At 71.2% G+C, this 23293-nt stretch carries 26 protein-coding genes and 1 riboswitch; of the genes, 12 read left to right on the top strand and 14 right to left on the bottom strand.

Features of this window, described 5'->3' with window-relative positions; genetic code table 11:
- Positions 1 to 186: 186 nt before the first annotated feature.
- Entirely contained in the window at positions 187 to 720 is a 534-nt protein-coding gene (locus ABZ396_RS10550) for a GNAT family N-acetyltransferase (protein ID WP_358914673.1), read from the top strand.
- Positions 721 to 929: 209 nt separating this feature from the next.
- On the opposite strand, the gene ABZ396_RS10545 is transcribed toward ABZ396_RS10550, so the two are convergent.
- Positions 930 to 1178 (bottom strand): hypothetical protein, encoded by a 249-nt coding sequence (locus tag ABZ396_RS10545; RefSeq protein WP_358914671.1) that lies wholly within the window; start codon positions 1176 to 1178, stop codon positions 930 to 932.
- 689 nt (positions 1179 to 1867) lie between these two features.
- Between ABZ396_RS10545 and ABZ396_RS10540 the strand changes: the two genes are divergently transcribed.
- From ABZ396_RS10540 to ABZ396_RS10525, 4 genes are all read left to right on the top strand, one after another.
- On the top strand, positions 1868 to 2665 hold the full coding sequence (locus ABZ396_RS10540) for an SURF1 family protein (protein ID WP_358914669.1): 798 nt from the start codon (positions 1868 to 1870) through the stop codon (positions 2663 to 2665).
- A gap of 65 nt (positions 2666 to 2730) precedes the next feature.
- Entirely contained in the window at positions 2731 to 4515 is a 1785-nt protein-coding gene (locus ABZ396_RS10535) for a glycoside hydrolase family 15 protein (protein WP_358914667.1), read from the top strand.
- 5 nt (positions 4516 to 4520) lie between these two features.
- On the top strand, positions 4521 to 5276 hold the full coding sequence (locus ABZ396_RS10530) for an SDR family oxidoreductase (RefSeq protein ID WP_358914664.1): 756 nt from the start codon (positions 4521 to 4523) through the stop codon (positions 5274 to 5276).
- Between the two features lie 204 nt (positions 5277 to 5480).
- Positions 5481 to 6257: an SDR family oxidoreductase gene (locus ABZ396_RS10525; RefSeq protein ID WP_358914662.1), complete on the top strand. Its 777-nt coding sequence runs from the start codon at positions 5481 to 5483 to the stop codon at positions 6255 to 6257.
- Positions 6258 to 6326: 69 nt separating this feature from the next.
- Here ABZ396_RS10525 and ABZ396_RS10520 read toward each other — a convergent pair whose 3' ends face one another.
- The 6 genes from ABZ396_RS10520 to ABZ396_RS10495 form a co-directional block, all read right to left on the bottom strand.
- Positions 6327 to 7223, bottom strand: a complete 897-nt coding sequence (locus ABZ396_RS10520; RefSeq protein ID WP_358914660.1) for a LysR family transcriptional regulator — start codon at positions 7221 to 7223, stop codon at positions 6327 to 6329.
- Positions 7224 to 7314: 91 nt separating this feature from the next.
- Positions 7315 to 7893 (bottom strand): alkaline shock response membrane anchor protein AmaP, encoded by a 579-nt coding sequence (amaP, locus tag ABZ396_RS10515; RefSeq protein ID WP_358914658.1) that lies wholly within the window; start codon positions 7891 to 7893, stop codon positions 7315 to 7317.
- Positions 7894 to 7896: 3 nt separating this feature from the next.
- Positions 7897 to 8502, bottom strand: a complete 606-nt coding sequence (locus ABZ396_RS10510; protein WP_358914656.1) for a DUF6286 domain-containing protein — start codon at positions 8500 to 8502, stop codon at positions 7897 to 7899.
- The gene (locus ABZ396_RS10505) at positions 8502 to 8861 is read right to left on the bottom strand and encodes a hypothetical protein (protein ID WP_358914654.1); all 360 of its coding nucleotides are present in this window, start codon (positions 8859 to 8861) and stop codon (positions 8502 to 8504) included. The genes ABZ396_RS10510 and ABZ396_RS10505 overlap by 1 nt, the downstream gene beginning before the upstream one ends.
- Entirely contained in the window at positions 8858 to 9052 is a 195-nt protein-coding gene (locus tag ABZ396_RS10500; protein WP_358914653.1) for a hypothetical protein, read from the bottom strand. Before ABZ396_RS10500 ends, ABZ396_RS10505 begins: the two co-directional genes overlap by 4 nt.
- A gap of 19 nt (positions 9053 to 9071) precedes the next feature.
- Complete coding sequence (locus tag ABZ396_RS10495; RefSeq protein WP_358914651.1) at positions 9072 to 9545, bottom strand: Asp23/Gls24 family envelope stress response protein; 474 nt, start codon at positions 9543 to 9545, stop codon at positions 9072 to 9074.
- Between the two features lie 87 nt (positions 9546 to 9632).
- Between ABZ396_RS10495 and ABZ396_RS10490 the strand changes: the two genes are divergently transcribed.
- The gene (locus tag ABZ396_RS10490; RefSeq protein ID WP_358914649.1) at positions 9633 to 10346 is read left to right on the top strand and encodes a nucleopolyhedrovirus P10 family protein; all 714 of its coding nucleotides are present in this window, start codon (positions 9633 to 9635) and stop codon (positions 10344 to 10346) included.
- Between the two features lie 131 nt (positions 10347 to 10477).
- Here ABZ396_RS10490 and ABZ396_RS10485 read toward each other — a convergent pair whose 3' ends face one another.
- The 4 genes from ABZ396_RS10485 to ABZ396_RS10470 all read right to left on the bottom strand — a co-directional run bounded on the left by ABZ396_RS10485 (position 10478) and on the right by ABZ396_RS10470 (position 14184).
- Positions 10478 to 11281 (bottom strand): enoyl-CoA hydratase/isomerase family protein, encoded by an 804-nt coding sequence (locus ABZ396_RS10485; protein ID WP_358914647.1) that lies wholly within the window; start codon positions 11279 to 11281, stop codon positions 10478 to 10480.
- Positions 11282 to 11409: 128 nt separating this feature from the next.
- Positions 11410 to 11628: a helix-turn-helix domain-containing protein gene (locus ABZ396_RS10480; protein WP_046727957.1), complete on the bottom strand. Its 219-nt coding sequence runs from the start codon at positions 11626 to 11628 to the stop codon at positions 11410 to 11412.
- Positions 11629 to 12019: 391 nt separating this feature from the next.
- Positions 12020 to 13618: an ABC-F family ATP-binding cassette domain-containing protein gene (locus ABZ396_RS10475; protein ID WP_358914645.1), complete on the bottom strand. Its 1599-nt coding sequence runs from the start codon at positions 13616 to 13618 to the stop codon at positions 12020 to 12022.
- Between the two features lie 92 nt (positions 13619 to 13710).
- A complete protein-coding gene (locus ABZ396_RS10470; protein WP_358914643.1) occupies positions 13711 to 14184 on the bottom strand; it encodes a hypothetical protein in 474 nt (157 codons plus the stop codon).
- A gap of 93 nt (positions 14185 to 14277) precedes the next feature.
- On the opposite strand from ABZ396_RS10470, the gene ABZ396_RS10465 reads away from it, so the two are divergent.
- The 3 genes from ABZ396_RS10465 to ABZ396_RS10455 all read left to right on the top strand — a co-directional run bounded on the left by ABZ396_RS10465 (position 14278) and on the right by ABZ396_RS10455 (position 16615).
- Entirely contained in the window at positions 14278 to 14679 is a 402-nt protein-coding gene (locus ABZ396_RS10465) for a hypothetical protein (protein WP_358914641.1), read from the top strand.
- Between the two features lie 507 nt (positions 14680 to 15186).
- Complete coding sequence (locus tag ABZ396_RS10460; RefSeq protein ID WP_358914639.1) at positions 15187 to 16077, top strand: neutral zinc metallopeptidase; 891 nt, start codon at positions 15187 to 15189, stop codon at positions 16075 to 16077.
- A 124-nt stretch (positions 16078 to 16201) separates the two neighbouring features.
- On the top strand, positions 16202 to 16615 hold the full coding sequence (locus tag ABZ396_RS10455; protein ID WP_358914637.1) for a VOC family protein: 414 nt from the start codon (positions 16202 to 16204) through the stop codon (positions 16613 to 16615).
- A 22-nt stretch (positions 16616 to 16637) separates the two neighbouring features.
- On the opposite strand, the gene ABZ396_RS10450 is transcribed toward ABZ396_RS10455, so the two are convergent.
- From ABZ396_RS10450 to ABZ396_RS10440, 3 genes are all read right to left on the bottom strand, one after another.
- Complete coding sequence (locus tag ABZ396_RS10450) at positions 16638 to 18032, bottom strand: hypothetical protein (RefSeq protein ID WP_358914635.1); 1395 nt, start codon at positions 18030 to 18032, stop codon at positions 16638 to 16640.
- A 342-nt stretch (positions 18033 to 18374) separates the two neighbouring features.
- Positions 18375 to 19502: an alpha/beta fold hydrolase gene (locus ABZ396_RS10445; protein WP_358914633.1), complete on the bottom strand. Its 1128-nt coding sequence runs from the start codon at positions 19500 to 19502 to the stop codon at positions 18375 to 18377.
- A 114-nt stretch (positions 19503 to 19616) separates the two neighbouring features.
- A complete protein-coding gene (locus ABZ396_RS10440) occupies positions 19617 to 20351 on the bottom strand; it encodes a class II aldolase/adducin family protein (RefSeq protein ID WP_358914631.1) in 735 nt (244 codons plus the stop codon).
- 196 nt (positions 20352 to 20547) lie between these two features.
- On the opposite strand from ABZ396_RS10440, the gene ABZ396_RS10435 reads away from it, so the two are divergent.
- The 3 genes from ABZ396_RS10435 (at position 20548) to ABZ396_RS10425 (ending at position 22982) form a co-directional block, all read left to right on the top strand.
- Positions 20548 to 21318: a lysozyme gene (locus ABZ396_RS10435; RefSeq protein WP_358914630.1), complete on the top strand. Its 771-nt coding sequence runs from the start codon at positions 20548 to 20550 to the stop codon at positions 21316 to 21318.
- A gap of 175 nt (positions 21319 to 21493) precedes the next feature.
- Positions 21494 to 22735, top strand: a complete 1242-nt coding sequence (locus tag ABZ396_RS10430; RefSeq protein ID WP_358914628.1) for an inorganic phosphate transporter — start codon at positions 21494 to 21496, stop codon at positions 22733 to 22735.
- Between the two features lie 19 nt (positions 22736 to 22754).
- Positions 22755 to 22982, top strand: a complete 228-nt coding sequence (locus tag ABZ396_RS10425) for a hypothetical protein (protein ID WP_358914627.1) — start codon at positions 22755 to 22757, stop codon at positions 22980 to 22982.
- A 91-nt stretch (positions 22983 to 23073) separates the two neighbouring features.
- Positions 23074 to 23216: riboswitch (cobalamin riboswitch) on the top strand.
- The last annotated feature ends 77 nt before the right edge of the window (positions 23217 to 23293 follow it).

Below are 23293 nucleotides of genomic sequence, written 5' to 3'. Positions count from 1 at the left end.
GCCTCTCACGGCGGCGGCTGGGGGCCCTGCAATACGCACCTCGCGACCAAGGTGGCGAACGTCATCTGCCCGAGCGTCGGCCCGGTGATTCAGCCGACACGGTGCGCGGTGCAGGCGGCTTGGCGCCTTGCCTCCCGGAGCGGCGGCACGGGGAGCGCCGAATACCGATGAGGCAGGATGAGCGCCATGACCGAGATCCGTACACCCCGCCTCCTCCTCCGTCGCTGGCACGAGGACGACCTCGCACCGATGGCGGACATCAACGCGGACCCGCGGGTCATGCACTGGATCGACGACGGCTCCGTGCGCGATCTGGACCACACGGCAGAGGCCATCGAACGGTGGGAGGAGGAGTGGGACGAGGAAGGCTTCGGACTCTTTGCCGTCGAGCTGCTGGCCTCGGGTGAGCTGGCCGGCTTCACGGGTCTGTCCGTCCCCGAGTTCCTGCCGGAGGTCCTGCCCGCCGTAGCGATCAGCTGGCGGCTCGGCTCACACTTCTGGGGCCAGGGATACGCATCCGAAGCCGCCCATGCCACGCTGGAGTTCGCGCTCCAGGACCGCGGCCTCGACCGCGTCATCAGCATCAACCGAGTGGGGGACGACGCCTCCGAGAACGTCATCCGCAAGCTCGGCATGGTGCCGGAGCGAGAGACGGCGCACCCGGTGTACGACTACCCGCTGCTCGTTCACACCATCGATCTCACCGAGTTCCAGGCGTGAACCAGCCGAGCCGCCGATCACCACAAGAAGGCCGAGCGCTGTCCATACGTCCCCGACCGCATTGATCGCCACGGAGTGGGCACCCAGGCGAGAGACGTTGCGTTCATGTCGCTGACCTGTGCTTTCGCGGAACTGCGGCCAGAGCCGTTTCCAAGAATCCGCATCAGCCCCAGACTTACCGACAACGTCCACACGGCAAGGGCTCTTGGCTATGTGGCAGAACCGACCTTGTCCACAATGCCAACCTTGCCCTCCGCACGCGAGCAGTGAGCGCCGCAGTACCAGTGACCCTCGACCTCGACACCCTGGCCGACGATCTGCACACGGCAGTGCTCGCAGATCGGGGCCATGCGGTGAATTGCACAAGCGAACGAATCGAAGACATGGCGCGCCCCGTCCTGGGTCTCGACGGTGAACGCCAGCTCGTAATCGTTCCCACACACTTCGCAACGAGTCATAAGCCACATCGTCAGTGGCGGGACAGACCCTCGCAAGCTGACAGCGCTCCGCCGACCACGGCGTGATGGCACCTGAAGCAGGTACGGACGATCAGGGGTACGCGGCCTCCTTACACTCTGCACCGAGTGTCCCTGCCTGTCCCGGGCAGGAGGCCCGCACCGTCTCCTGAGCCGCGCCGACACCAGCTCCCTGGACGTACCGGCGAAGCCCTCTGCGCTGATGTCAGGCGATTCTGCAGACCCTTCCACAAAGGGCACCCGAACCTGCAGACCACGGCACTACGTCGCATCAGAGCAGTCTTCGTCGTCTCCCGCGGCCGTAAGAACGTGCCGGATGTCGTCCACAGCATCCTCCGACAGCACTGGCGCCCGTGACAGCCAGTGCTCAAGCCACTCAGCGTTCGTCATAACCGCCATTCACCCACCCCTCTTTGAGGTACCGGCTACTTCATAGAGGAGAGTCCATGTCTTCGACTGCTTCTCCTGTGCGATCCACCGCATGGCCCCCGTCTGCGAGCACTGCGAGGTGTCGATCATCGGCCAGGGCGTCGAGGCCGGGAACCAGTGGTACTGCTGCGCCCGGGAGGCCGGGAAGCCGGGCATCGTCGACCGCGTGTGACCCGGTACCGAACCGTACCGACCCGGTACCCGCCCGATCGCGCCCCACGACCGAGTTGTACGGTCGTGGGGTGCACCGCTTCCTGTTGACCCGGCAGTGGGTGATCCTCACCCTGATCTCGCTGCTTCTGATTCCCACGATGATCCGGCTCGGGTTCTGGCAGAAGCACCGGTACGAGGAGCGCAGCGCCCGTAACGCGCTGGTGGCCGAGGCGCTCCATGCCAAGCCCGTGCCCGTGGAGCGGGTGACCGAGCCGGGGCACGCGGTGACCCGCAAGGAGCGGTACCACACCGTCACCGCGACCGGCACCTTCGACACCGCCGACGAGGTCGTCGTCCGCCGCCGCACCAGCTCCGACGACAAGGTCGGCTACCACGTCCTCACCCCCTTCGTGCTGGCCGGCGGCAAGGTGCTGCTGGTCAACCGGGGCTGGATCCCCTCCGACGGCCCCAGCCAGACCGCGTTCCCCAAGATCCCGGCCCCGCCGGCCGGCCAGGTCACCGTCCAGGGCCGGCTGATGCCCGACGAGACCACCGCGGCGAGCGGCATCAAGGACATCAAGGGCCTGCCCGACCGGCAGATCATGCTGATCAACAGCGAGGAGCAGGCGCGCCGGCTCGGCAAGCAGGTGCTGGGCGGCTACATCCAGCAGACCTCGCCCCAGCCCAAGGGCGACACCCCGGAGCAGATCTCCGACCCGGGCAAGGAAGACGCCCCGCTGAACTACGCGTACATGATCCAGTGGTGGCTGTTCGCCGCGGGCGTCCCCTACGGCTGGTTCGTGCTGGTCCGCCGTGAGGCCCGCACCCGCGAGGAGGCGGCGAAGGAGGAGGCCGCGGCGGAAGCGGAACCGGCGGCCGCCGTCTGAGCGCCGGGTCACTCCCCCGGCGCATCGCCTGATTGGCCCACCGACGCGCCGGGAAACTGGAATCCGTGGACCGACGTATCGAGGACTACGCCCTCATCGGCGACGAACAGACCGCGGCGCTGGTCGGCCGGGACGGCTCCGTCGACTGGCTGTGCCTGCCCCGGTTCGACTCGGCGGCCTGCTTCGCCAGGCTCCTGGGCGACGAGGACAACGGCCACTGGCGGATCGCCCCCAAGGACGCCACCACGTGCACCCGGCGCGCCTACCGGCCCGACACGCTGGTCCTGGACACCGAGTGGGAGACCGCCGAGGGCACGGTCCGTGTCACCGACCTGATGCCCCAGCGCGAGCACGCGCCCGACCTGGTACGCATCATCGAGGGCGTCAGCGGCCGCGTCACCGTGCAGAGCACGCTCCGTATCCGCTTCGACTACGGCTCGGTCATCCCCTGGATGCGCCGCTCGGGCGGGAACCGGGTCGCCGTCGCCGGGCCGGACGCGGTGTGGTTGCGCAGCGAACCGTCCGTGCGGACCTGGGGCGAGGACTTCGGCACGCACTCGGAGTTCACCGTCGCGGAGGGCGAGCGGGTCGCGTTCGTGCTCACCTGGCACCCCTCGCACGAGCGGCGGCCGCCGCTCGTGGACCCGTACGAGGCGCTGCGCTCCAGCGTCACCGGCTGGCGGCGCTGGGCCGCCCGCTGTACCTACGAAGGCCCCCACCGGGAGGCGGTGATGCGCTCCCTGATCACCCTCAAGGCACTCACCTACGCGCCGACCGGCGGTATCGTCGCCGCCGCCACCAGCTCGCTGCCCGAGGAGCTGGGCGGGGTCCGCAACTGGGACTACCGCTTCTGCTGGCTGCGCGACTCCACCCTCACCCTCGGCGCCCTGCTGTCCGCCGGCTACCACAAGGAGGCCGAGGCCTGGCGCGACTGGCTGGTACGCGCGGTCGCCGGTGACCCGGCGGACCTCCAGATCATGTACGGCCTCGGGGGCGAACGCCGGCTGCCCGAGTTCGAACTGCCCTGGCTGCCCGGCTTCGCCGACTCCCGGCCGGTACGCGTCGGCAACGGCGCCGTCGACCAGCTCCAGCTGGATGTGTACGGCGAGGTCATGGACTCGCTGTCACTGGCCCGCAGCGCCGGCCTGTCCACCAGGCCGCATATGTGGGCCATCCAGTGCTCGCTGATGAAGTTCCTGGAGAAGATCTGGCGCCAGCCGGACGAGGGCCTGTGGGAGGTGCGCGGCGGCCGCCGGCACTTCGTGCACTCCAAGGTGCTGGTGTGGGTGGCCGCGGACCGCGCGGTACGGACCCTGGAGGAGCACGCGGAGCTGGAGGGCGAGCTGGAGGGCTGGCGCGCGCTCCGCGACGAGGTGCACCGGGAGGTGTGCGAGCAGGGCTACGACCCACAACGCAACACCTTCACCCAGTACTACGGCTCGCGCGAACTCGACGCCGCCCTGCTGCTGATCCCCCGTTTCGGCTTCCTGCCGCCGGACGACCCGCGGGTGATCGGCACGGTGGACGCGATCCGCGACGACCTGGGCCAGAGCGGCTTCCTGCGCCGCTACGACACCGACGCGATCGGCGTCGACGGAATGCCGGGCGGCGAGGGCGCCTTCCTGGCGTGCTCGTTCTGGCTCGCCGACGCGCTGCACATGACGGGCCGTACCGACGAGGCGAAGGCACTGTTCGAACGGCTGGTGGGACTCGTCAACGACGTGGGACTGCTCGCCGAGGAGTACGAGCCGCAGCTCCAACGCCAGCTGGGCAACTTCCCGCAGGCGTTCAGCCACATCGGGCTGGTCAACACCGCCCTCACACTGTTCGGTGGCGACGAGGCAGGATAGGGACCATGGATCTTGGACTGAAGGACCGGGTGTACGTCGTCACCGGAGCGACCCGCGGGCTGGGCAACGCGACCGCGCGCGAGCTGGTCGCCGACGGGGCGAAGGTCGTGGTGACCGGACGGGACGAGAAGCGGGTCGCCGAGGCGGTGGCCGAGCTGGGGCCGAACGCGGCGGGTATCGCCGTCGACAACGCGGATGCGGATGCGCCGGCGCGGGTGATTTCGGCGGCGCGTGAGCAGTTCGGGCGTTTCGACGGCATTCTCGTGAGTGTGGGCGGGCCCCCGGCCGGGTTTCTCGCCGACAACACGGACGAACAGTGGCAGGCCGCGTTCGAGTCGGTGTTCCTGGGCGCGGTGCGGCTCGCGCGTGCGGCCGCGGCCGAGTTGGAGGAGGGCGGTGTCATCGGGTTCGTGCTGTCCGGTTCGGTGTACGAGCCGATTCCCGGGCTGACGATCTCGAACGGGCTGCGGCCGGGGCTCGCCGGCTTCGCCAAGTCGCTGGCGGACGAGTTGGGGCCGCGCGGGATTCGGGTGGTGGGGCTGCTGCCGTCGCGGATCGACACGGACCGGGTGCGGGAGCTGGACGCGCTGTCGGCCGACCCCGAGGCCACGCGGATGGAGAACGAGTCACGGATTCCGCTGCGGCGGTACGGGACGCCGGAGGAGTTCGGGCGCGTGGGCGCGTTTCTGCTGTCGCCGGGGGCGTCCTACCTGACGGGGATCATGGTGCCTGTCGACGGTGGGATGCGGCACGGGTTCTGACGGTCCGGACCCTGCGCCCGGGACGCCATAGGGGTTCCCTATAGCACCTGCTGATATTTGGTCTTTGCCTCTGGTTCTTTTCTATACGTACCGTGAAACAGCTCGACGGCGTGCTCACCGCGATTTCTCCGAGTATTCGCGCTCTGCGCACGTCGATTCTTTTTCTGTCGAGCGGACTCACACGCGATCGAGAGGACCGGTGGCATGGCCACAATCGAGAACGGATCGGGAACGCGAGAACTCGCGGGAAAGCGGGCCCTGGTCACGGGTGGTTCTCGCGGAATCGGAGCGGCCGTCGTCCGCCGGCTCCTGGACGCGGGCGCCGAGGTGCTCACGACCGCCAGGTCGGCGACGGGCACGGTGCCGGAGGGGGCCGCCTTCGTGCAGGCCGACGTGCGGACACGGGCCGGCGCGGAGGCGCTCGCCGCGGCAGCGCGGGAGGTGCTCGGCGGGGTGGACGTCCTGGTCCACAACGCGGGTGGGGAGCGACCGCACCAGGCCAGCTCGGCCATCCCCGACGAGGAGTGGCAGGACGCGCTGGACCTGAACTACCTGGCGTCGGTACGGCTGGACTCGCTGCTGGTACCGGGGATGCGGGAACGGCGTTCGGGGGTGATCGTGCATGTCTCCTCGGCCGCGGTGCTCACCCCGGTGGCACCGTTCCTGCACTACACGGCGGCGAAGGCGGCGCTGGAGAACTACAGCCGGGGACTGGCCCTGGAGCAGGCCCCGTTCGGGATCCGCGTCAACACCGTGACTCCGGGCCGAGTCGCCACCCCCGGCGGCGAGGAGACGCGGGAGCAGTGGGCGCGCCTGGGCCTGGCGCCGAGCCAGACCAACGCCGACGACACCACGCCGCTGGGACGCGACGGCCGGCCCGACGACATCGCCCACGCGGTGCTGTTCCTCGTATCCGACCGGGCGAGCTGGCTGACCGGAAGTAATCTCGTCGTGGACGGCGGCGAATTCCCCAGGGGTTGACGTCGAGGGCATTCCGGAACGCGGGCTTCGACAAAAGGAATTCTGCGGCGCCCGGCTTCTTATCGGCCGTCAGGATTGCGGTGAGAAGAAAGCGGACTCGGACCAGGTCTCCTTGCGCAGGAGTTCCAGCAGAGAAGTCTGCGCCGGTCCCGCGCCGTGCGGGACCACGGCGATGACGGGCTGGGACACCGCCGGGAACACCGGGCGCACGAGGTGCTCGTGACCGTGGGGCACCGCGGAGGCCGGGACGAGCGTCACCCCCAGCCCGTGGGCGGCCCAGCGCACGGCCGTCGCCGTCTGGGACACGCGGGCGGCCGTGGCCGGGGTCAGCTCGTTGTCCCGCAGCACACTCAGCAGCACGCCGTCGAGCGCGCTGTCACGGTCGAACCTCACCCAGGGCTCGCCCTCCAGTTCGCGCAGCTCGACCCGGTCCTTGGCGAGCTGCCGGTGACCGGCGCCCAGCACCACGACGAACTCCTCGTCGCCGAGGTGGTGGGCGTTGGCCGGGCTCCGCTCGCACGCCGCCATCAAAGCGAGGTCCAGCACGCCCCGGCGGCACAGCCGGTCCAGCTCGGCGGAGCTCGGCTCCTCGAAGACGGTGACCTCCAGCCGCGGGAAGCGGCGGCGCAGCCCGCCCAGCGCGCTCGGCAGCTGCCGTGTGCCGAAGCCCATCTGCACCGCGACCACCAGCTCGCCCACCAGCTCATCGGCACCGGCCCGCGCCGTCGCCCTCGCCCGCCGCCACGCGCTCACCGCGACCTCCGCCTCGCGCAGGAACGCGCGGCCGACCGCGGTGGGCACCAGTCCGGTCGGCGTGCGGGCGAACAGCTCCACGCCGAGTTCCCGCTCCAGGCCGCGAATCTGCTGGGACACCGACGGTTGAGCGACATGCAGCAGCTCCGCCGCCGCCGTCACCGAGCCCTCCGCGGCAACGGCCAGGGCGTACTCGAACTGACGAAGGCTCATCGGCTGCCGTCCCCTTCCCGTTGTGATCGTCGCAACGGGAAGGAACCCGGTTCCGCCGGCGGAGATTCCCGTGGGTCCGCTGGACAGTGTTTCAGGTGACCCTTTCCGCGCGGTGTTTCACTGACGTCAGCCGGACCACCGCCGGGAGTTTCTTCAGGGCCGCCGAGTCCCGGGCGTGGGCCAGTGCCTGCGTGGTGAGGTCGTCCAGGGCCTGGCGCGGTGGCACGTCCGGACGCAGTTGGAGCCACACCCGTACCTCCGGAGCCGTGCGCCTGCCCCTCAATACCGCCTGGGCGTGGGCGACGCCCTGCTGCTGGGCCGCGTCGGTCGCCAGGACCGTCTCCAGGGCCCTGCCGCGCAGCAACGCGCCCTCGCCGTCTCCGGTGTCCACCAGGATCTCGGTCAGTCGGCGGCGGCGCAGCTGTGCGCTCAGCCACCAGAGGGACAGCAGGAGCAGCACCGCGAGGGCGGCCAGGACCGTGGGCCACCACCAGCCGGCGTCGCGCCAGCGGGTGCGTTCGGCGGTGGTGAGGAGGACGTCGTGACGGCCGTCGTGGATCCACCAGGAGGGGGCCGGGGCGCCGAGCCCGACGGCCAGGACCGCACCGCCCAGGGCGAGGAGCACAAGGCCCGCCAGACCGGTCAGTACGCGGTTGATCGCCGTGAGCATCGCTCATCCCTTCCGGTCGGGGCGGATGACGCGCAGGGCCAGCCTGGGCGGGTGGGCCAGCCCCAGGCCGTGGATCGCGTCGGTGAGTGCCGTGTCCAGGTCGGCCTTGACCTCGTCGAGTTCACGGAAGTGGGAGACGGCGAGGACACGGGCGCGGGAGCGGTGCAGTCGTACGCGTACCCGGCGTGTGCCCGAGATCTCCATGGCCCGGTCGCGCAGCACCATGGCGGCCGCGTCGCGGCGCAGCCCGGCGCGGACGTCGGGGTGGGTGCGGCGCATCGGCAGAACGTGCCGCAGGCCGGGCGTGACGGCCAGGGCCAGCAGCCACACGCCGAGGGCGACGGCGATGCCCGCGCCCACCAGGACCCAGGTGCTGTCGAGGGGCTGCTCGGCGAGTTGCCGGGCCAGTTCGCGGCGCCAGTGCATCGCAGGATGGTGGGCCCGTACGGCCGCGATGTCGTACAGGAAGGCGCCCGCCGTCAATAGGAGAAGGACGGCGCCCACGGCCGCGGGCGTGCGGCGCGCGGACCAGAAGCGTGCCGCGTGGCCGGCCGGGGGTGGCGCGGCCTCGGGTGGTTTCTCGATGACCTGTGTCTGCTCGGTGCTCATCACGCCCTCCCCTGGGTCTGGGCCGGGTGCAGCCGTTCGACGTGGACGACGACCTCCCGCACCTCCATGTCCACCAACGCGCCTACCCGCTCGACCACATGTCGACGCACGGCCGCGCACCGGGCGCCGATGTCGGACGGATAGCCCAGTTCCAGGTGGACACGGACGCGGGCGGTGTCGTGGGAGACCGCCACCGTGGCGTGCGGGGGCACGGCGTCCTTCGGGAGGGGGCCGACGACCTCGCGGGCCGCCTGCGCCGCGATCTTCGCCACCACCCGGTCGGCGATCCGGATGGCCCCGCGCTCGCCGGGCGCCACGGCCGTCGGGGGTCTGCGGGTCTCCCTGCTCGCGGTGGTCATCGCCGCCGGTCACGCCGGTCGTCGCGGCCGCGGAAGAAGTCGCCGAGTTCGAGGTCGCCCTCCGCGAACCTGCCGACGACGAACCCGATGGCGCCCAGTGCCGCCACCAGCAGGAAGGCTCCGAAGCCGCCGAAGTATCCGGCGAAGCCCAGCGCCATGCCGGCGATCATGCCGACCACGGCCAGGTTCATGGTGCGCTCCCCTCAGCCGTCACTGGAGCCGGGTCTCCGGCTCCTCTTCCTCTTCCTCGGGCAGCTTCACATCACTCACCGCGATGTTGACCTCGACCACTTCGAGCCCGGTCATGCGCTCCACGGCCGCGATCACGTTCTCCCGCACCGCGCGGGCCACGTCGGCGATCGACACGCCGTAGTCCACGACGATCTCCAGGTCGAGCGCGGTCTGCACCTCACCGACCTCGGCCTTCACCCCTCGGGTGACCGACTTGGAGCCGCCCGGCACCCGGTCGCGCACCACACCGAAGGTGCGGGCGAGTCCGCTGCCCATCGCGTGCACGCCGACGACGTCCCGGGCCGCCAGTCCGGCGATCTTCTCCACCACACCGTCGGCGATCGTGGTCCGTCCGCGGGTAGAGGGGTCACCGCCACCGCGCCTGACGGTCTTCCGGGTCTGTACCGTCGGGTCCTTCGGGTCCTTCTCCGGCTCCGCCGTCATCTCCGTCATCGCCGCGTGCCCCTTCCGGTCGTCGTCCTGCGACCACGGTAAGTGGGGATGCCCTGTCGTGCCCCGGTGATGCGGCAGGCTGGAGCAATGACGGCGGACCGATGGACAGACGCGGTGCGGCACCCCCTGGGCTACGGCAGACTGCTCCCGCTGGGCGGGCCGCACGACGGGGCGTGGCTCACGGAGGCGGCGGCCGACGCGGTGCTGCGCCGGGCGGCGGCCCAGGTGCCGGGGGTGCGGCTCGGGGCCGTACGGATCGCGCCGTCGGATTCGGAGGACGTACCGGAACCCGCCGTGCCGCCACCGCCCGGTGCCGTGCCACCGGGACCGCTGCTTCTGTCGGCGGACTTCGCGGCGACGGCCGCCGAGCCGCTGCCGGCCACGGCAGCCCGACTGCGCCGGGTTCTGGCGGTCACGGCGGCGGCACAACTCGGGCTGGCGGTGGCCGAGGTGGACCTGCGGGTGACCGACCTGCTGGAGGCGGACGGCACGGAGTCAGAAGTCGTACGTCCGCCTCGGCCGCCGTCGGTCCGGGAGGGCACCGATCCGGACGGGGCAAGGGTGACGGCGGCGGCCCTGGCGGTGCCGGGGGTGGCGCGGGTGACGGGGGCCTTGAGCCGGGAGGTGCACTTCGAGGCCGCGTTGCCGCGCCGGCATGTGCGGGTGGAGGTGGCGGTGGCCTGCGGCCCGCCAGCCGTGGAGGTGGCCCGGCGGGTCCGTACGGCGGTCAGCGGGGAGCTGGACGATCAGCCGACGGTGGCCGTCCTTGTAACAAGCGTCGATGTGACAGCAGTGAAGTGACAAGCGGCGAAGTGACAAGCAGCGGTTGAAGCGCCCTTATCGATTGAAGCGCCTCTTCTGGGGCGTGGGGGCTGTATCGACACGCGGCTACCGCCGGGTGCGGGCGACTGGCCCCACCGGCCCACGTCGATCTACTCTCCCACCCCGGCGAGGTCCCGCAGCCGCCGAGCCTGCGCCTGCCGCTCGGCAGCGCGCTGCTCGTCGTACGTCCGGTCACCCGCACCCCGAAGCAGCGCCTTGGTCTCCACCACCGCGTCCCGGGGCGCGGCCAACAGCGCCGCGGCCAAGTCCCGCACCGCGGCGTCGAGTTCGGCGCCCGGGACCGCAAGGTTCGCGAGCCCCGACGTCACCGCCTCCTCGGCCTGCACGAACCGCCCGGTCGCGCAGATCTCCAGCGCTCGGGCGTAGCCGACGAGGGAGACCAGCGGATACGTACCCGCGAGGTCGGGCACCAGCCCCAGGCTGGTCTCGCGCATGGCGAACTGCGCGTCGTCCGCGACGACACGCAGATCACAGGCGAGGGCCAACTGGAAGCCGGCCCCGATGGCGTGGCCCTGCACGGCGGCGATCGACACGATGTCGTTGCGCCGCCACCAGGTGAACGCCTCCTGGAATTCGGCGATGGTCGCGTCGAGCCCGGCGTCGTCGCGGCGCGCGAGTTCGGCGAAGGTCCGCTCGCCCGGGATCCCCTCCGGCGTGAACATCTGCCGGTCGAGGCCCGCGGAGAAGGACTGGCCCTCACCGCGCAGCACGACAACCCTGACCGACCCCGGCAGCGACCGCCCGGCTTCGGCCAACGCCCGCCACAGTGCGGGGCTCTGGGCGTTGCGCTTGGCCGGGTTGGTCAGCGTCACCGTGGCGAGCGCGTCGTCGACGGTGAGCCGTACGCCGTCCTTGTCGAGAACAGGAGCGAGGTCCTGGTCGGGCGAAGCCATGGGGCGCCTCCGATGTGTGCGGTCATCACGCATTGCCGTACGGCATGCTAAGTGACTGCACAGTAACCACCCGGTCGATCACCTGACCGACCGGGTGGCCACCATCGAAGCCGATGGGCCGCCCGGGGTCAGGACGCGGCTTTCTTGCCCCGCGTCGCCCCGCCACGCCCACGCAGCGTGACACCCGACTCGCTGAGCATCCGGTGGACGAAGCCATACGAGCGGCCGGTTTCCTCGGCCAGTGCCCGAATGCTCGCACCGGAGTCGTACTTCTTCTTCAGGTCTGCCGCGAGCTTGTCGCGCGCGGCGCCGGTTACCCGGCTGCCCTTCTTCAGAGTCTCGGCCACCCGTGCCTCCTCATGGGAAGTGCGCTCTGGTCCCCTCATGATCACCCCTCCGGGGCGCGATGGCCACCCATTCGGCAAGGTCCGTAAGACATCGTTGTGACGACAGGAGTGCATCCCCACAAGTGGAATCCATGATTCCGGCAAGGGTTGCCCATGAGGCCGAACGGGTACTTCCGCGAAGTGCCAGGTCAGGCACGAGAAGCGGCCGACCCCTTGTCGACAAAGGGATCGGCCGCGAAATCGATGCATGACACACCTCGATACGAGGAGATCTCACACAGATGATGGATCACCGATAAGCCGAATGATCCATAGCCAGTGGATCAGGCATTCGATCAAGCAAGGGTGACAGGACCGGTTCTCAGAGGACCGGTTCTCAGAGGACCGGTTATCAGGCGAGGGCGACCAGGTCCGCGTAGTCGGCGCCCCACAGGTCCTCGACACCGTCGGGGAGCAGGATGATCCGCTCGGGCTGGAGAGCCTCGACGGCGCCCTCGTCGTGGGTGACGAGGACGACCGCGCCCTTGTAGGTGCGCAGCGCGCCGAGGATCTCCTCGCGGCTGGCGGGGTCGAGGTTGTTGGTCGGCTCGTCGAGGAGCAGGACGTTCGCCGAGGAGACGACCAGGGTGGCCAGGGCCAGCCGGGTCTTCTCGCCGCCGGAGAGGACACCGGCCGGCTTGTCGACGTCGTCGCCGGAGAACAGGAACGAGCCCAGCACCTTGCGGACCTCGACGAGCTCCATGTCGGGGGCGGACGAGCGCATGTTCTCCAGGACCGTGCGGTCCGGGTCCAGGGTCTCGTGCTCCTGGGCGTAGTAGCCGAGCTTGACGCCGTGGCCCTCGATCACCTGGCCGGTGTCGGGCTGCTCGACACCGCCGAGCAGCCGCAGCAGCGTGGTCTTGCCGGCGCCGTTGAGGCCGAGGATGACCACCCGGGAGCCCTTGTCGATGGCCAGGTCGACGTCGGTGAAGATCTCCAGCGAGCCGTACGACTTCGACAGGCCCTCGGCGGTCAGCGGGGTCTTGCCGCAGGGCGCCGGGTCCGGGAAGCGGAGCTTGGCGACCTTGTCGGAGACGCGGACGGCGTCCAGGCCGGCCAGCAGCTTGTCCGCGCGGCGGGCCATGTTCTGGGCGGCGACCGTCTTGGTGGCCTTGGCGCGCATCTTGTCGGCCTGCGAGTGCAGCGCGGCCGCCTTCTTCTCGGCGTTGGCGCGCTCCCGCTTGCGGCGCTTCTCGTCGGCCTCGCGCTGCTGCTGGTAGAGCTTCCAGCCCATGTTGTAGACGTCGATCTGGGAGCGGTTGGCGTCAAGGTAGAAGACCTTGTTGACGACTGTCTCGACCAGGTCGACGTCGTGGGAGATCACGATGAAGCCGCCGCGGTACGTCTTCAGGTAGTCCCGCAGCCAGACGATCGAGTCCGCGTCGAGGTGGTTGGTCGGCTCGTCCAGCAGGAGCGTGTCCGCGTCCGAGAACAGGATCCGGGCCAGCTCGATACGGCGGCGCTGACCGCCGGAGAGCGTGTGCAGGGGCTGGCCGAGCACCCGGTCGGGCAGGTTGAGCGCGGCGGCGATGGTGGCGGCCTCGGCCTCGGCGGAGTACCCGCCCTTGGTGAGGAACTCGGTCTCCTGGCGCTCGTACTGCCTCAGCGCCTTCTCGCGGGTGGCGCCCTGGCCGTTGGCGATGCGCTGCTCGTTGTCACGCATCTTGCGGATCAGTACGTCGAGGCCGCGCGCGGAGAGGACGCGGTCGCGGGCGAGGACGTCGAGGTCGCCGGTACGGGGGTCCTGGGGGAGGTAGCCGACCTCGCCGGAGCGGGTGACGGTGCCCGCGGCGGGGATGCCGTCACCGGCCAGGACCTTGGTGAGGGTGGTCTTGCCGGCGCCGTTGCGGCCGACCAGGCCGATGCGGTCGCCCTTGGCGACGCGGAAGGTGGCGTTCTCGATGAGGACGCGCGCACCGGCGCGCAACTCGATACCGGAGGCGGAGATCACGGACAGACTCCAGGGCGGACGGGGTTCGACGGGTGGACGGCTGAGGACGTTCCCGCCGTCTAATGCGCGAGGAGAATGGCCATGGGCCAAGTCTAACGGGGTGGCGCAAGCGCTTTTTCTGCGTGCGGGTGTTCGGGGCGGGTGCCGGGGAGGTCGTTGCCGAGGGGTGTGCGGTGCGGGGCGATCGGGCCCAGGTCGTCCACGGCGATGAGCTGCGCGGTCCATGCGCCGTGCGCGCAGGGCTGGGCGACGAGCAGGGCGGCGCCGTGACGAAGGGCACGTTCGGGGCGGAACGCGCAGCCCGCGCGGGCGGGCAGTACCCAGCGCAGGTCGCCGTCGGCGGTGCGGTACGCGGCGATGCGGGCCGGGGTGACGACCGCGAGGATGCCGCGGCCGAGAGGGCGCAGGACGCCGGCGCCGCCCTGTCGCCGGAGCCAGTCGGTGGCCGCGGGCAGGGCTCGGTGCCAGCGCACGGAACGGCCGTCGGTGTCGGTGACGAGCCCGTCGTCCCAGACGGCGATCGCATGCCCGCGCGCGGGCAGCACGCTGAGCGGACGGCGCCCCACGCGCGCGTACCGCCATCGCAGGGTCCGCCCGTCGTACGCCTCGACGACCTCCCCACGCGCGCGTGCGGTGTGCGCGGTCGGCCCGGGGGTGAGGTGGTCGCCGTAGGGGGCGGGTCGGCTCTGCTGAACCGCCCCGAGGAGTGCGCCGACCAGGAGAAGGACAAGGGCGACGGGAAGGAGGCGACGGGTGAGGAGCTCGCGGGGAAGGAGGTCCGCAGGCAGACCGCCGGCCTGCTTCCGGAGCCCGTCCACAGCGGAGACGGGGGCCCGGAGCCCGTCCACAGCGGATACCGAGGCCCGGAGGACGTCCGCGGCGGATACCGAGGCCCGGAGGACGTCCGCGGCAAGGGCCTCGTCCCGGGAACCGTCCGCAGCGGGGACCGGCGCCCGAAGGACGTCCGCGGCGGATACCGAGGCCCGGAGGACGTCCGCGGCAAGGGCCTCGTCCCGGGAACCGTCCGCAGCGGGGACCGGGGGGCGGAGGCCGCCGGCTGAACGGGGGGGCTCGCCCCGGAAACCATCGGCTGCGGAGACCGGGGTCCGCACGCCGTCCACAGCGAAGACCGGCGCCCGACGGCCATCCGCAGAGGAGACCGGCGCCCGGAAGCCGCCGGCTGAAGGGGGCTCGCCCCGGAAACCATCGGCTGCGGAGACCGGCGCCCGCAGGCCATCCGCAGCGGAGATCGGGGAGCCGCCGGCTGGAGGGGGCTCGTCGTGGGGGGTGGCGGCTGCGGGGGGTGCGAAGGTGCCGGGGGTGGGCGGTGGGGTGCTCCCGTGTGGCAGAACGGGCACCGCGCTCCCCCCTTCGGTGCCCGACCGGGCGCCCTTGTCCCATGGATCAGGCGCAGAGCGTAGCCACGCCCGCGAGGCACGGGCGGGCGTGACGCGGGGGCGGGGCGGGACGTCGCCCGATCGGGCGTTCGTCCGGCCATCGGCGCGAAGTGACGGCGGGGATGGCTCAAGGTGAGGCAGGGGACGGGTGCGAGCAGAAGGCGGTGCCCCATGCAGTTCGACGACGACGCGAACCTGGACACCTCAGAGGTCCAGGACGTGCGCGGCAGCCGCGTTCCGGGCGGGAAGGCGACCATCGGCGGCGGCCTGGCAGGCCTGATCGCGCTGCTCCTCGCGCTGTTCCTCGGTATCGGCCCCGATCAGCTGGGCCTCTCCTCCGGTGACAGCTCGCCCGCGCCCACCTCGTCCTCGCTGGCGCAGGTGCAGCAGAGCTGCCGTACCGGGCGGGACGCGAACACCAGGGAGGACTGCAGGATGGTGGCGGTGGTCAACAGCGTGCAGGACTTCTGGAAGCAGGAGTTCCAGCAGCGCCGGGGCACCTACACGAACTCCCCGACGGTCTTCTTCAGCGGGCAGGTCGGCACCGCGTGCGGGGCGGCGACCTCGGCGGTCGGGCCGTTCTACTGCCCGGGTGACCGGAAGGTCTATCTGGACCTGGGCTTCTTCGACGAGCTGCGGTCCAAGTTCGGGGCGAGCGGCGGGCCGTTCGCCCAGGCGTACGTCGTGGCGCACGAGTACGGGCACCATGTGCAGGACCTGACGGGCACGTTGAGCAGGTCGCAGGACAACCTGACCGGCGTGAACAGCAATTCGGTGCGGGTGGAGCTCCAGGCCGACTGCTACGCCGGGGTGTGGGCGCGGCACGCGACGACCACGAAGGACGAGTCGACCGGCAGGCCCCTGATCACCAGCCTGACGGACGCCGACATCCGGGACGGACTCGACGCGGCGGCGGCCGTGGGCGACGACCGGATCCAGGAGCGGTTCCAGGGGCGTGTGACGCCGGAGACCTGGACGCACGGGTCGGCGCGGCAGCGGCAGCAGTGGTTCTACCAGGGGTACCGGACCGGGGACATGGGGCAGTGCAACACCTTCCGGTGAACCGCTGGGCCGCCGGCCTGCGCCGTCAGCGCGGGCCGGGGGCGTTGTCAGTGCCGGGTGCAAGACTGCGCAGCAGGCCGGAGAGACGGCTTTCGGGGGACTGGCTCACAAGGGAGTGATCGGCATGGCGGGCACGACCGGCGGACGGCCGAGCATCTATCCGACGCTGCTGTACGCGGACGCGAAGGCGGCGATCAAGCAACTGACGGAGGCCTTCGGCTTCACCGAGCTGTCGGTGTACGAGGGGGAGGACGGCATGGTGCTGCACGCGGAGCTGGTGCAGGGCAACGGCGCGATCATGCTGGGTTCCAAGGGCCGCGGCGGCCGTTTCGACGCGGCGATGGAGGGCGCTGGACCGACCGGGGTGTACATCGTCGTGGACGATGTCGACGCACACCACCAGCGGGCCGTGGATCACGGCGCCGAGATCCTGATGCCTCCGACGGACCAGGACTACGGCTCGCGGGACTACATGGCCCGGGACGTCGAGGGGAACATCTGGAGCTTCGGCACATACGCCCCGGAGATAGCGGCCTGACCCACCCGGCCCGCCCCTGGCGTCATCCGCCGGTGTGCACCTGGAAGGCGGCCCGGCGGACGGCTTTGGCGAGCGCCGGGTCGGGGTGGGCGGCGGCGAGGGCGACCAGGACCTGCACGGTGCGCGGATGGCCGACGGCACGCACCTCGTCGAGCAGCGCGGGGACGGTGGGCTGCAGCGCCGACTCCAGATGGCGGACCAGCATCGGCGCCTCGCCGTGGTCGGCGACCGCGGCGGCCGTGTCCACCCACAGCCAGGTGGCCTCTTCGCGGGTGAGCACCTCGTGGGCGTCCTCCGGGTCGACCCCGTCGTGCTCGGCCAGCCACAGCAGGGCGTACGGCCGCAGGGTCGGTTCGTCGACGACCGCGCGGACGTCCGGTTCGGCGGGGGCGCCGACCACGCGCAGCGCCTCGAAGGCGAGGCCGCGCAGCAGCGCGTCCTCGCCGCGGGCGGCGGCGACGAGTTCGGCGACGGCGCTGCCGACGGGGCGGGCGGCGAGCCAGGCGCGGTACTCGGCGCGGGCCGCGTTGGGGCGGAGCTGGGCGCAGCCGCGCAGCATCTCCTCGGCGGCGACCTCGATGTTCCCGGCGGGGCTCTGCGCGGCCACGCAGATCTGCTCCAGCTTGACCCAGACCGCCCAGCTGCCCAGCGGGGTGAGGGTGGCGTGGCCGACGCCGTAGGTCAGCGCGCCGACGGAGGCGAGCGCGTGCAGGGCCCAGTCGAGGAGGGGAGCGAGCTCGGCGTTCTCGGCGGGGGCGGGGTCCTCGGCCGGTGCGCGGTTCGCCGGGCCGCTGCGGGCGGCGGGCAGGGCGGCGACGGGAACGGCCGACCCGGTGCCGCTCGCGGTCTCCGTGTCGTAGGGGACCTCGCAGCGCTCGGTGCGCAGTTCGGTGACCCGCTGCCGCAGCAGGTCCAGGAGCTGCTCGACCGGGACGGGACCGGCGGACAGCTGGAGGAAGGAGAGCACCTGGGGCATGGCCGAGACGACCTCGGCGACGGCGGAGGCCTCGAACTCCGCGGGCTCGGGGTAGGCGAGCGACCAGGCGTCGAAGAGTGCGACCCAGCCGCGCAGCACGGCGCTGTCGTCGCGGTCCCAGGCACGCAGTCGCCAGCCGGGGCGGGCGCTGTCGCCGTGCACCTCGACCAGGCCGGCGAGCCGGGCGGTGTCCCAGTCGGCGCGGATCTGAGCAGCGGTCAGGCCCAGATCGGCGGACGCGCGTTCGGCGGACGCCTCGGAGAGAGTGGCCTTGCCGTCGGCGGTCGCACTGTCGCTGCCCGGACCGAGGGCCGTGTCGGCCCAGTAGGCGACTCGGGCCGCTCCGGCCAGCCCGAACCGCGCCATTCTGGCCAGCTCGGCGGGGGCCGGGGTGCCCTCGGGCGGGCGGGGTGCGGGGCGGCGCGCGGGCCGCTGGTTCATCGCTCGGGGGGCGGCGGCCAGGGGTCGCGTTCGGACGAGTCGAAGCCTTGAGTCGCGCGGGATACGGGACGTCACGGGTGCAGTCTTCCGGTTGCCGGTCCGAAAACCCAAACGGAATGTCACGGCGGGCGACGGGGCTGGCCAACGCACGGGACCCGAGAAGAGGCGAGGAGACATGTTCAGGCCAGTGGTACGGCCTTAAACGGAATCTCCGGGGTCGGCTGGAATCAGGGCCTCCGACCTGTGTCGGGGTGGGACCCGAGAAGGGATGCATATGAGGGCGACATCACTTCAAGCATGCTATGGCACATGAGAGGGGGACATCTGCCGATATCACGAACATCACATCAGGGGTGTGAGATACCGGCGCAGCCGCTCCTCGTACTGCTTGGGGTCGGCGTTCCACATCGCGCTGTGCGGGGCGTCCGGCACGGTGTGCAGGGCGATGCGGTCGGGGCGCCGGGCGGCGAGCCGGCGGGAGTACGTCCAGGGGGCCACCGTGTCGTCCGGGCCGTGGACGATCAGGGTGGGCACGGTGAGCTGCGCCGGGTCGACGGGTTCACCGACGCGGTCGGCGTGCAGGCCGGCGCGGCCCTCGGCGGCGCGCACCGCGAGCGGCAGCAGCGGCTCGGGGGTGTGCCGGGCCCGGGCGAGCGCGCGCAGGGTGGCCTCCCAGCTGAGCACCGGCGAGTCCAGGATGAGCCCGGAAACGCGCTCGCGCAGTGCCGAGTGGACGGCGGCGCGCAGCGCCATGGTGGCGCCGGTGGACCAGCCGTAGAGCACGACACGGCGGGCGCCGTAGCGCACGGCGTAGCGGATCGCCGCGTCCAGGTCGCGCCACTCGCTCTGGCCGAGGTGGTTCAGGCCGTCCGGGGGGCGCGGGGCGCCGAGGTCGCCGCGGTAGGCGAGGGCGAGGACGGGCAGGCGCCGGCCGTGCAGTAACGGCATGACGTTCATGGCGAGCTCACGGGTGGTGCCGAGGCCGTGCACCGCGATCACCCAGGTGTCCCGGTAGCCGGGCACGAACCAGGCGGGCAGTGACCCGAGTTCGCCGGGTATGTCGACGTCGGAGTGGTCCAGTCCCAGCGCCGTGCCCGGGTTGCCGATGTGGATGTTGGGGGTGAGCCAGACCTTGTCGCCGGTTTCGAAGGTGCCGTGGGTGACGCGTTCCAGCCGCCGTACGACGGTGTCGGCGGTGTCGGCGGCGGACTCCAGGACGGCGCCGACGACCGCGTGCGAGCCGTCGCCGGCCAGACCGTAGGTGCCGGGGCGCAGTGAGGCGAGGTCCCGGGTGAGGGCGATGCGGCCGGGCGCGGTGCCGTGCACGGTGAGCCGGGGCTCGGTCGGCAGGGGCCGGCCGGGCGGCGCTTTCAGCGCGGCGTCACTGGCGTACCGCCCCGCGGCCACGCTGGCCGCGCCGGCGGCGAGTACGGCACCGACGGCGGCGGCGGTGACTTTGACTGGGCGCACCTGTCCAGTGTCGGGGCGGACTTCGGCGACGGCCAGTGGGGGGAGGAGGAGATCGGATCACTTGGGGCGCTGGGAGGAGTTTTCGAGAGGGTGCGGGCGGGTTCCCCGTCGGCCTCAGCGCTTCCGCTGCCCGTACCCCCGCAGCCGCTCCCCCACCTCCGCCACCTGTTCCGCTGACAGCAGGCTCGGGGTCAGGCCGGGTACCGAGGACGCGGTCAGCCACAGGCGGCACATCCACTCAAGCTGGGCCGTGCGGTCGTAGGCCTGGGTCAGGGTGGTGCCGTAGGTGATCGTGCCGTGGTTCTGGAGGAGGCAGCCGGAGCGGTCGGTCAAGGCGCGGAGTATGTTCTCGGCCAACTCGTCGGTGCCGTAGGTCGCATACGGGGCAACCCGGACGGCGCCGCCGAGCGCGGCGGACATGTAGTGGATCGCCGGGAGCTCGGGGACGAGCGTGGAGACGGCCGTCGCGTGCACGGCGTGGGTGTGCACGACGGCACCGGCGTCCGTGCTGCCGTAGATGGCGAGATGCAGGGGCAGTTCGCTGGTCGGGACCAGGGTGCCCAGCACCTGGCGGCCGGTGAGGTCGACGCCCGTCACGTCGTCGGGGGTGAGCCGGTCGTACGGCACGCCCGACGGTGTGACCAGCACGGTGTCGGCGACGCGGACCGAGACGTTGCCGGAGGTGCCGACGACCAGTCCGTCGGTCACCGTGCGGCGGGCCGTGGCGACGAGTTCCCGCCAGGCGCTCGCCTCCTCCGCGCGTACATCCCGCCTTCCCGGCTCCGACACACCCTGTGCGCCGCTGCGTGCACCCCGTCCGTCACGCTCGTCGCGCCGTTGCTCAGCCATGGCCCGATCCTGTCAGGCGGCGCCTCAACCGGCCTGCGCGGTGGGGCACTTTAAGCCGGACGTCCCGAATCCAGTAGAGCGCAAATCACCTCAAGGATTCCCATTTCATGGCTTGGCAGAAGATCGTCGGGCATAGGCCGATCTTCCCATAATCTCTGGACGATTTTTCGTGCACGTTGCCATTCCGGTGGGAAACATGGCCCGTGACCGCTCTCCGTCGTACCGCCACCGCAACCGTCACCGCGCCCGCGTTCTCGCGGCGGCCGTGGCGGCGCTCGCCCTGGCGGGGGCCGGAGCCGCGTTCGCCGGGACGCCGGCGTCCGCGGCGAGCCTGTCGAAGGGGCACGACGTCTCCTCGCACCAGAAGAACGTCGACTGGCCGAGCGCCAAGGCGAAAGGCGCCAAGTTCGTCTACGTCAAGGCCACCGAGTCCACCACCTACCGCAACCCGTACTTCGGCCAGCAGTACAACGGTTCACGCAAGGCCGGAATCATGCGCGGGGCGTACCACTTCGCCCTGCCGAACAAGTCGTCGGGCGCCCGGCAGGCCGCGTCCTTCGTGAGCCACGGCGGGGCCTGGACAGCGGACGGCTGGACGCTGCCGCCCGCGCTCGACGTCGAGTACAACCCGTGCGACAAGAAGCACAGGTGCTATGGGCTGAGTCACTCCACGATGGTCAAGTGGATCAGGTCCTTCAGTGACGAGCTGAAGCGGCAGACCGGCCGGCGGCCGGTGATCTACACGACCACCCACTGGTGGAACCTCTGCACCGGCGGCAGCAGCGCCTTCGCCGCGAGCCACGCCCTGTGGATCGCCCGGCACGGCTCGGCGGACGAGGGAGCGCTGCCGGCCGGTTGGTCGCACTGGACCTTCTGGCAGTACGACAACAGCGGCAGCCCGCCGGGTGACCAGAATCTCTTCAACGCGTCGGCGAGCCGGCTGAAGTCGTTCGCCAGGGGCTACTAGCCAAGGGGCGACCGGGCCGCCGGACCGGAAACGGGATGGCGGCCTCGCTGGTCGCCGCCCTTGCATACCCCCGAAGTCGATCCCAGACACCACCGAGACGACTCCAGTTCATCTTCCGTTCATTCAGGTTTCCTAGGGTCCAACGGCCGATGACCTCTCAAGATTGCCTGGGTAAATGGAAAGCTTCTCGCTGATCCTCGCGATTGTGGTGGTGACCGCACTCGCGTTTGATTTCACGAACGGTTTCCACGACACCGCCAACGCGATGGCCACGACCATCTCGACCGGCGCGCTCAAGCCCAAGATCGCGGTGACCATGTCCGCCGCGCTCAACCTGGTGGGCGCCTTCCTCTCCGTGGAGGTCGCCAACACGATCTCCAAGGGTCTCGTAGACGAGAACGGCATCCGCCCCGAGGTCATCTTCGCCGCCCTGGTCGGCGCGATCCTCTGGAACCTGGTGACCTGGCTGGTGGGCCTGCCCTCCAGTTCCTCGCACGCCCTCATGGGCGGTCTGATCGGCGCCACCGTCGCCTCCGCCGGGCTCGGCGCGGTCCACGGCGACGTCCTGGTCACCAAGGTCCTGCTCCCGGCGGTCGCCGCCCCCGTCGTCGCGGGCATCGCGGCGATGCTCTCCACCCGGCTCTCCTACACGCTCTCCAGGAACGCCGAGGCCGAGGCCACCCGCAAGGGCTACCGGGCCGGCCAGATCGCCTCCGCCGGCCTGGTCTCGCTCGCGCACGGCACCAACGACGCGCAGAAGACGATGGGCATCATCACCCTCGCGCTGATCGCGGCCGGCTCCATCGCCCCCGGCTCGAACCCTCCCACCTGGGTCATCCTCTCCGCCGGCCTCGCCATCGCGCTCGGCACCTACATCGGCGGCTGGCGCATCATCCGCACCATGGGCAAGGGCCTGACCGACCTTCAGCCGCAGCAGGGCTTCGCCGCCCAGACCAGCGCGGCCACCGCCATCCTGGCCTCCTCCCACCTCGGCTTCTCCCTCTCCACCACGCACGTCGTCTCCGGTTCCGTGATGGGCGCGGGTCTGGGCCGCAAGGGCGGCACGGTCCGCTGGTCCACCGCGACCCGCATGGTCGTCGCCTGGGTGCTCACCCTTCCCGCGGCCGCGGTCGTCGGCGCGATCGCCGAGTCCGTGACGGACCTCGGTGGCTGGGGCACGGCGGTCGTCGCCGTCTTCCTCGTCGCCTCCAGCGCCGCGATCTGGAAGCTGTCCCGCCGCGAGGTCGTGGACAGCGCCAACGTCAACGAAACCGACGGCGCGGAGCCGGCCGGCGTGGTGACCACGGCGATCGCCGCCGTGACCCCGCCGCCGGCGGGCACGGTCACCGACGACCTCACCGCCACGATCCCGTCCCCCGCCCCGGCCGCCGCCACCGACCCGGCCGCCACCGTCTGACCCCCGAGGAAGAACCGACATGAACATCGACTGGGCAGCCATCGGCTCCGTCTTCGGCGTCAGCCTCATGGTCACCGTGGGCATGGTGGCCCTCTTCACCCTCGGCATCAAGGGCCTCTCCGCCCGCGAACGCGCCACGGCCCAGGGCAACTCCGCGGCCCTGGCCGTGACCGCCGCCTACCTCTGCTTCGCGGCCTGCGCGGCCGCCGTGGCGTACGGCATCCATCTGATCGTGGCGAAGGCCTGATCAGCGAAGGCGGCACGCCCAACAGGCCCCACCGGACCCCCGGTGTGGGCCTTCCCACACACTCCCCTCGCAGGTCAACGGCAAGTTGACGGGTCTTCCGGGGGCGTGGTGGACTTCCGGAGCCAAGTACGGCGGCAAGAGAGGAAGCCGGTGTGAATCCGGCGCGGTCCCGCCACTGTCACCGGGGTAGCGATCCCCGGGAGCCAGGAACTCTCACCGCCGTTCTCGTCGAACCAGGGCGTGGACACCCTGAGTGAGGACATATCGCCATGCGCGGCTGCCGATCGAGGTTGAGTACCCGGCCCGTCCCC

This window comes from Streptomyces sp. NPDC005866 (assembly GCF_040629895.1).
Classification (GTDB): domain Bacteria; phylum Actinomycetota; class Actinomycetes; order Streptomycetales; family Streptomycetaceae; genus Streptomyces.
This window is presented reverse-complemented; position numbering and strand designations above follow the sequence as displayed.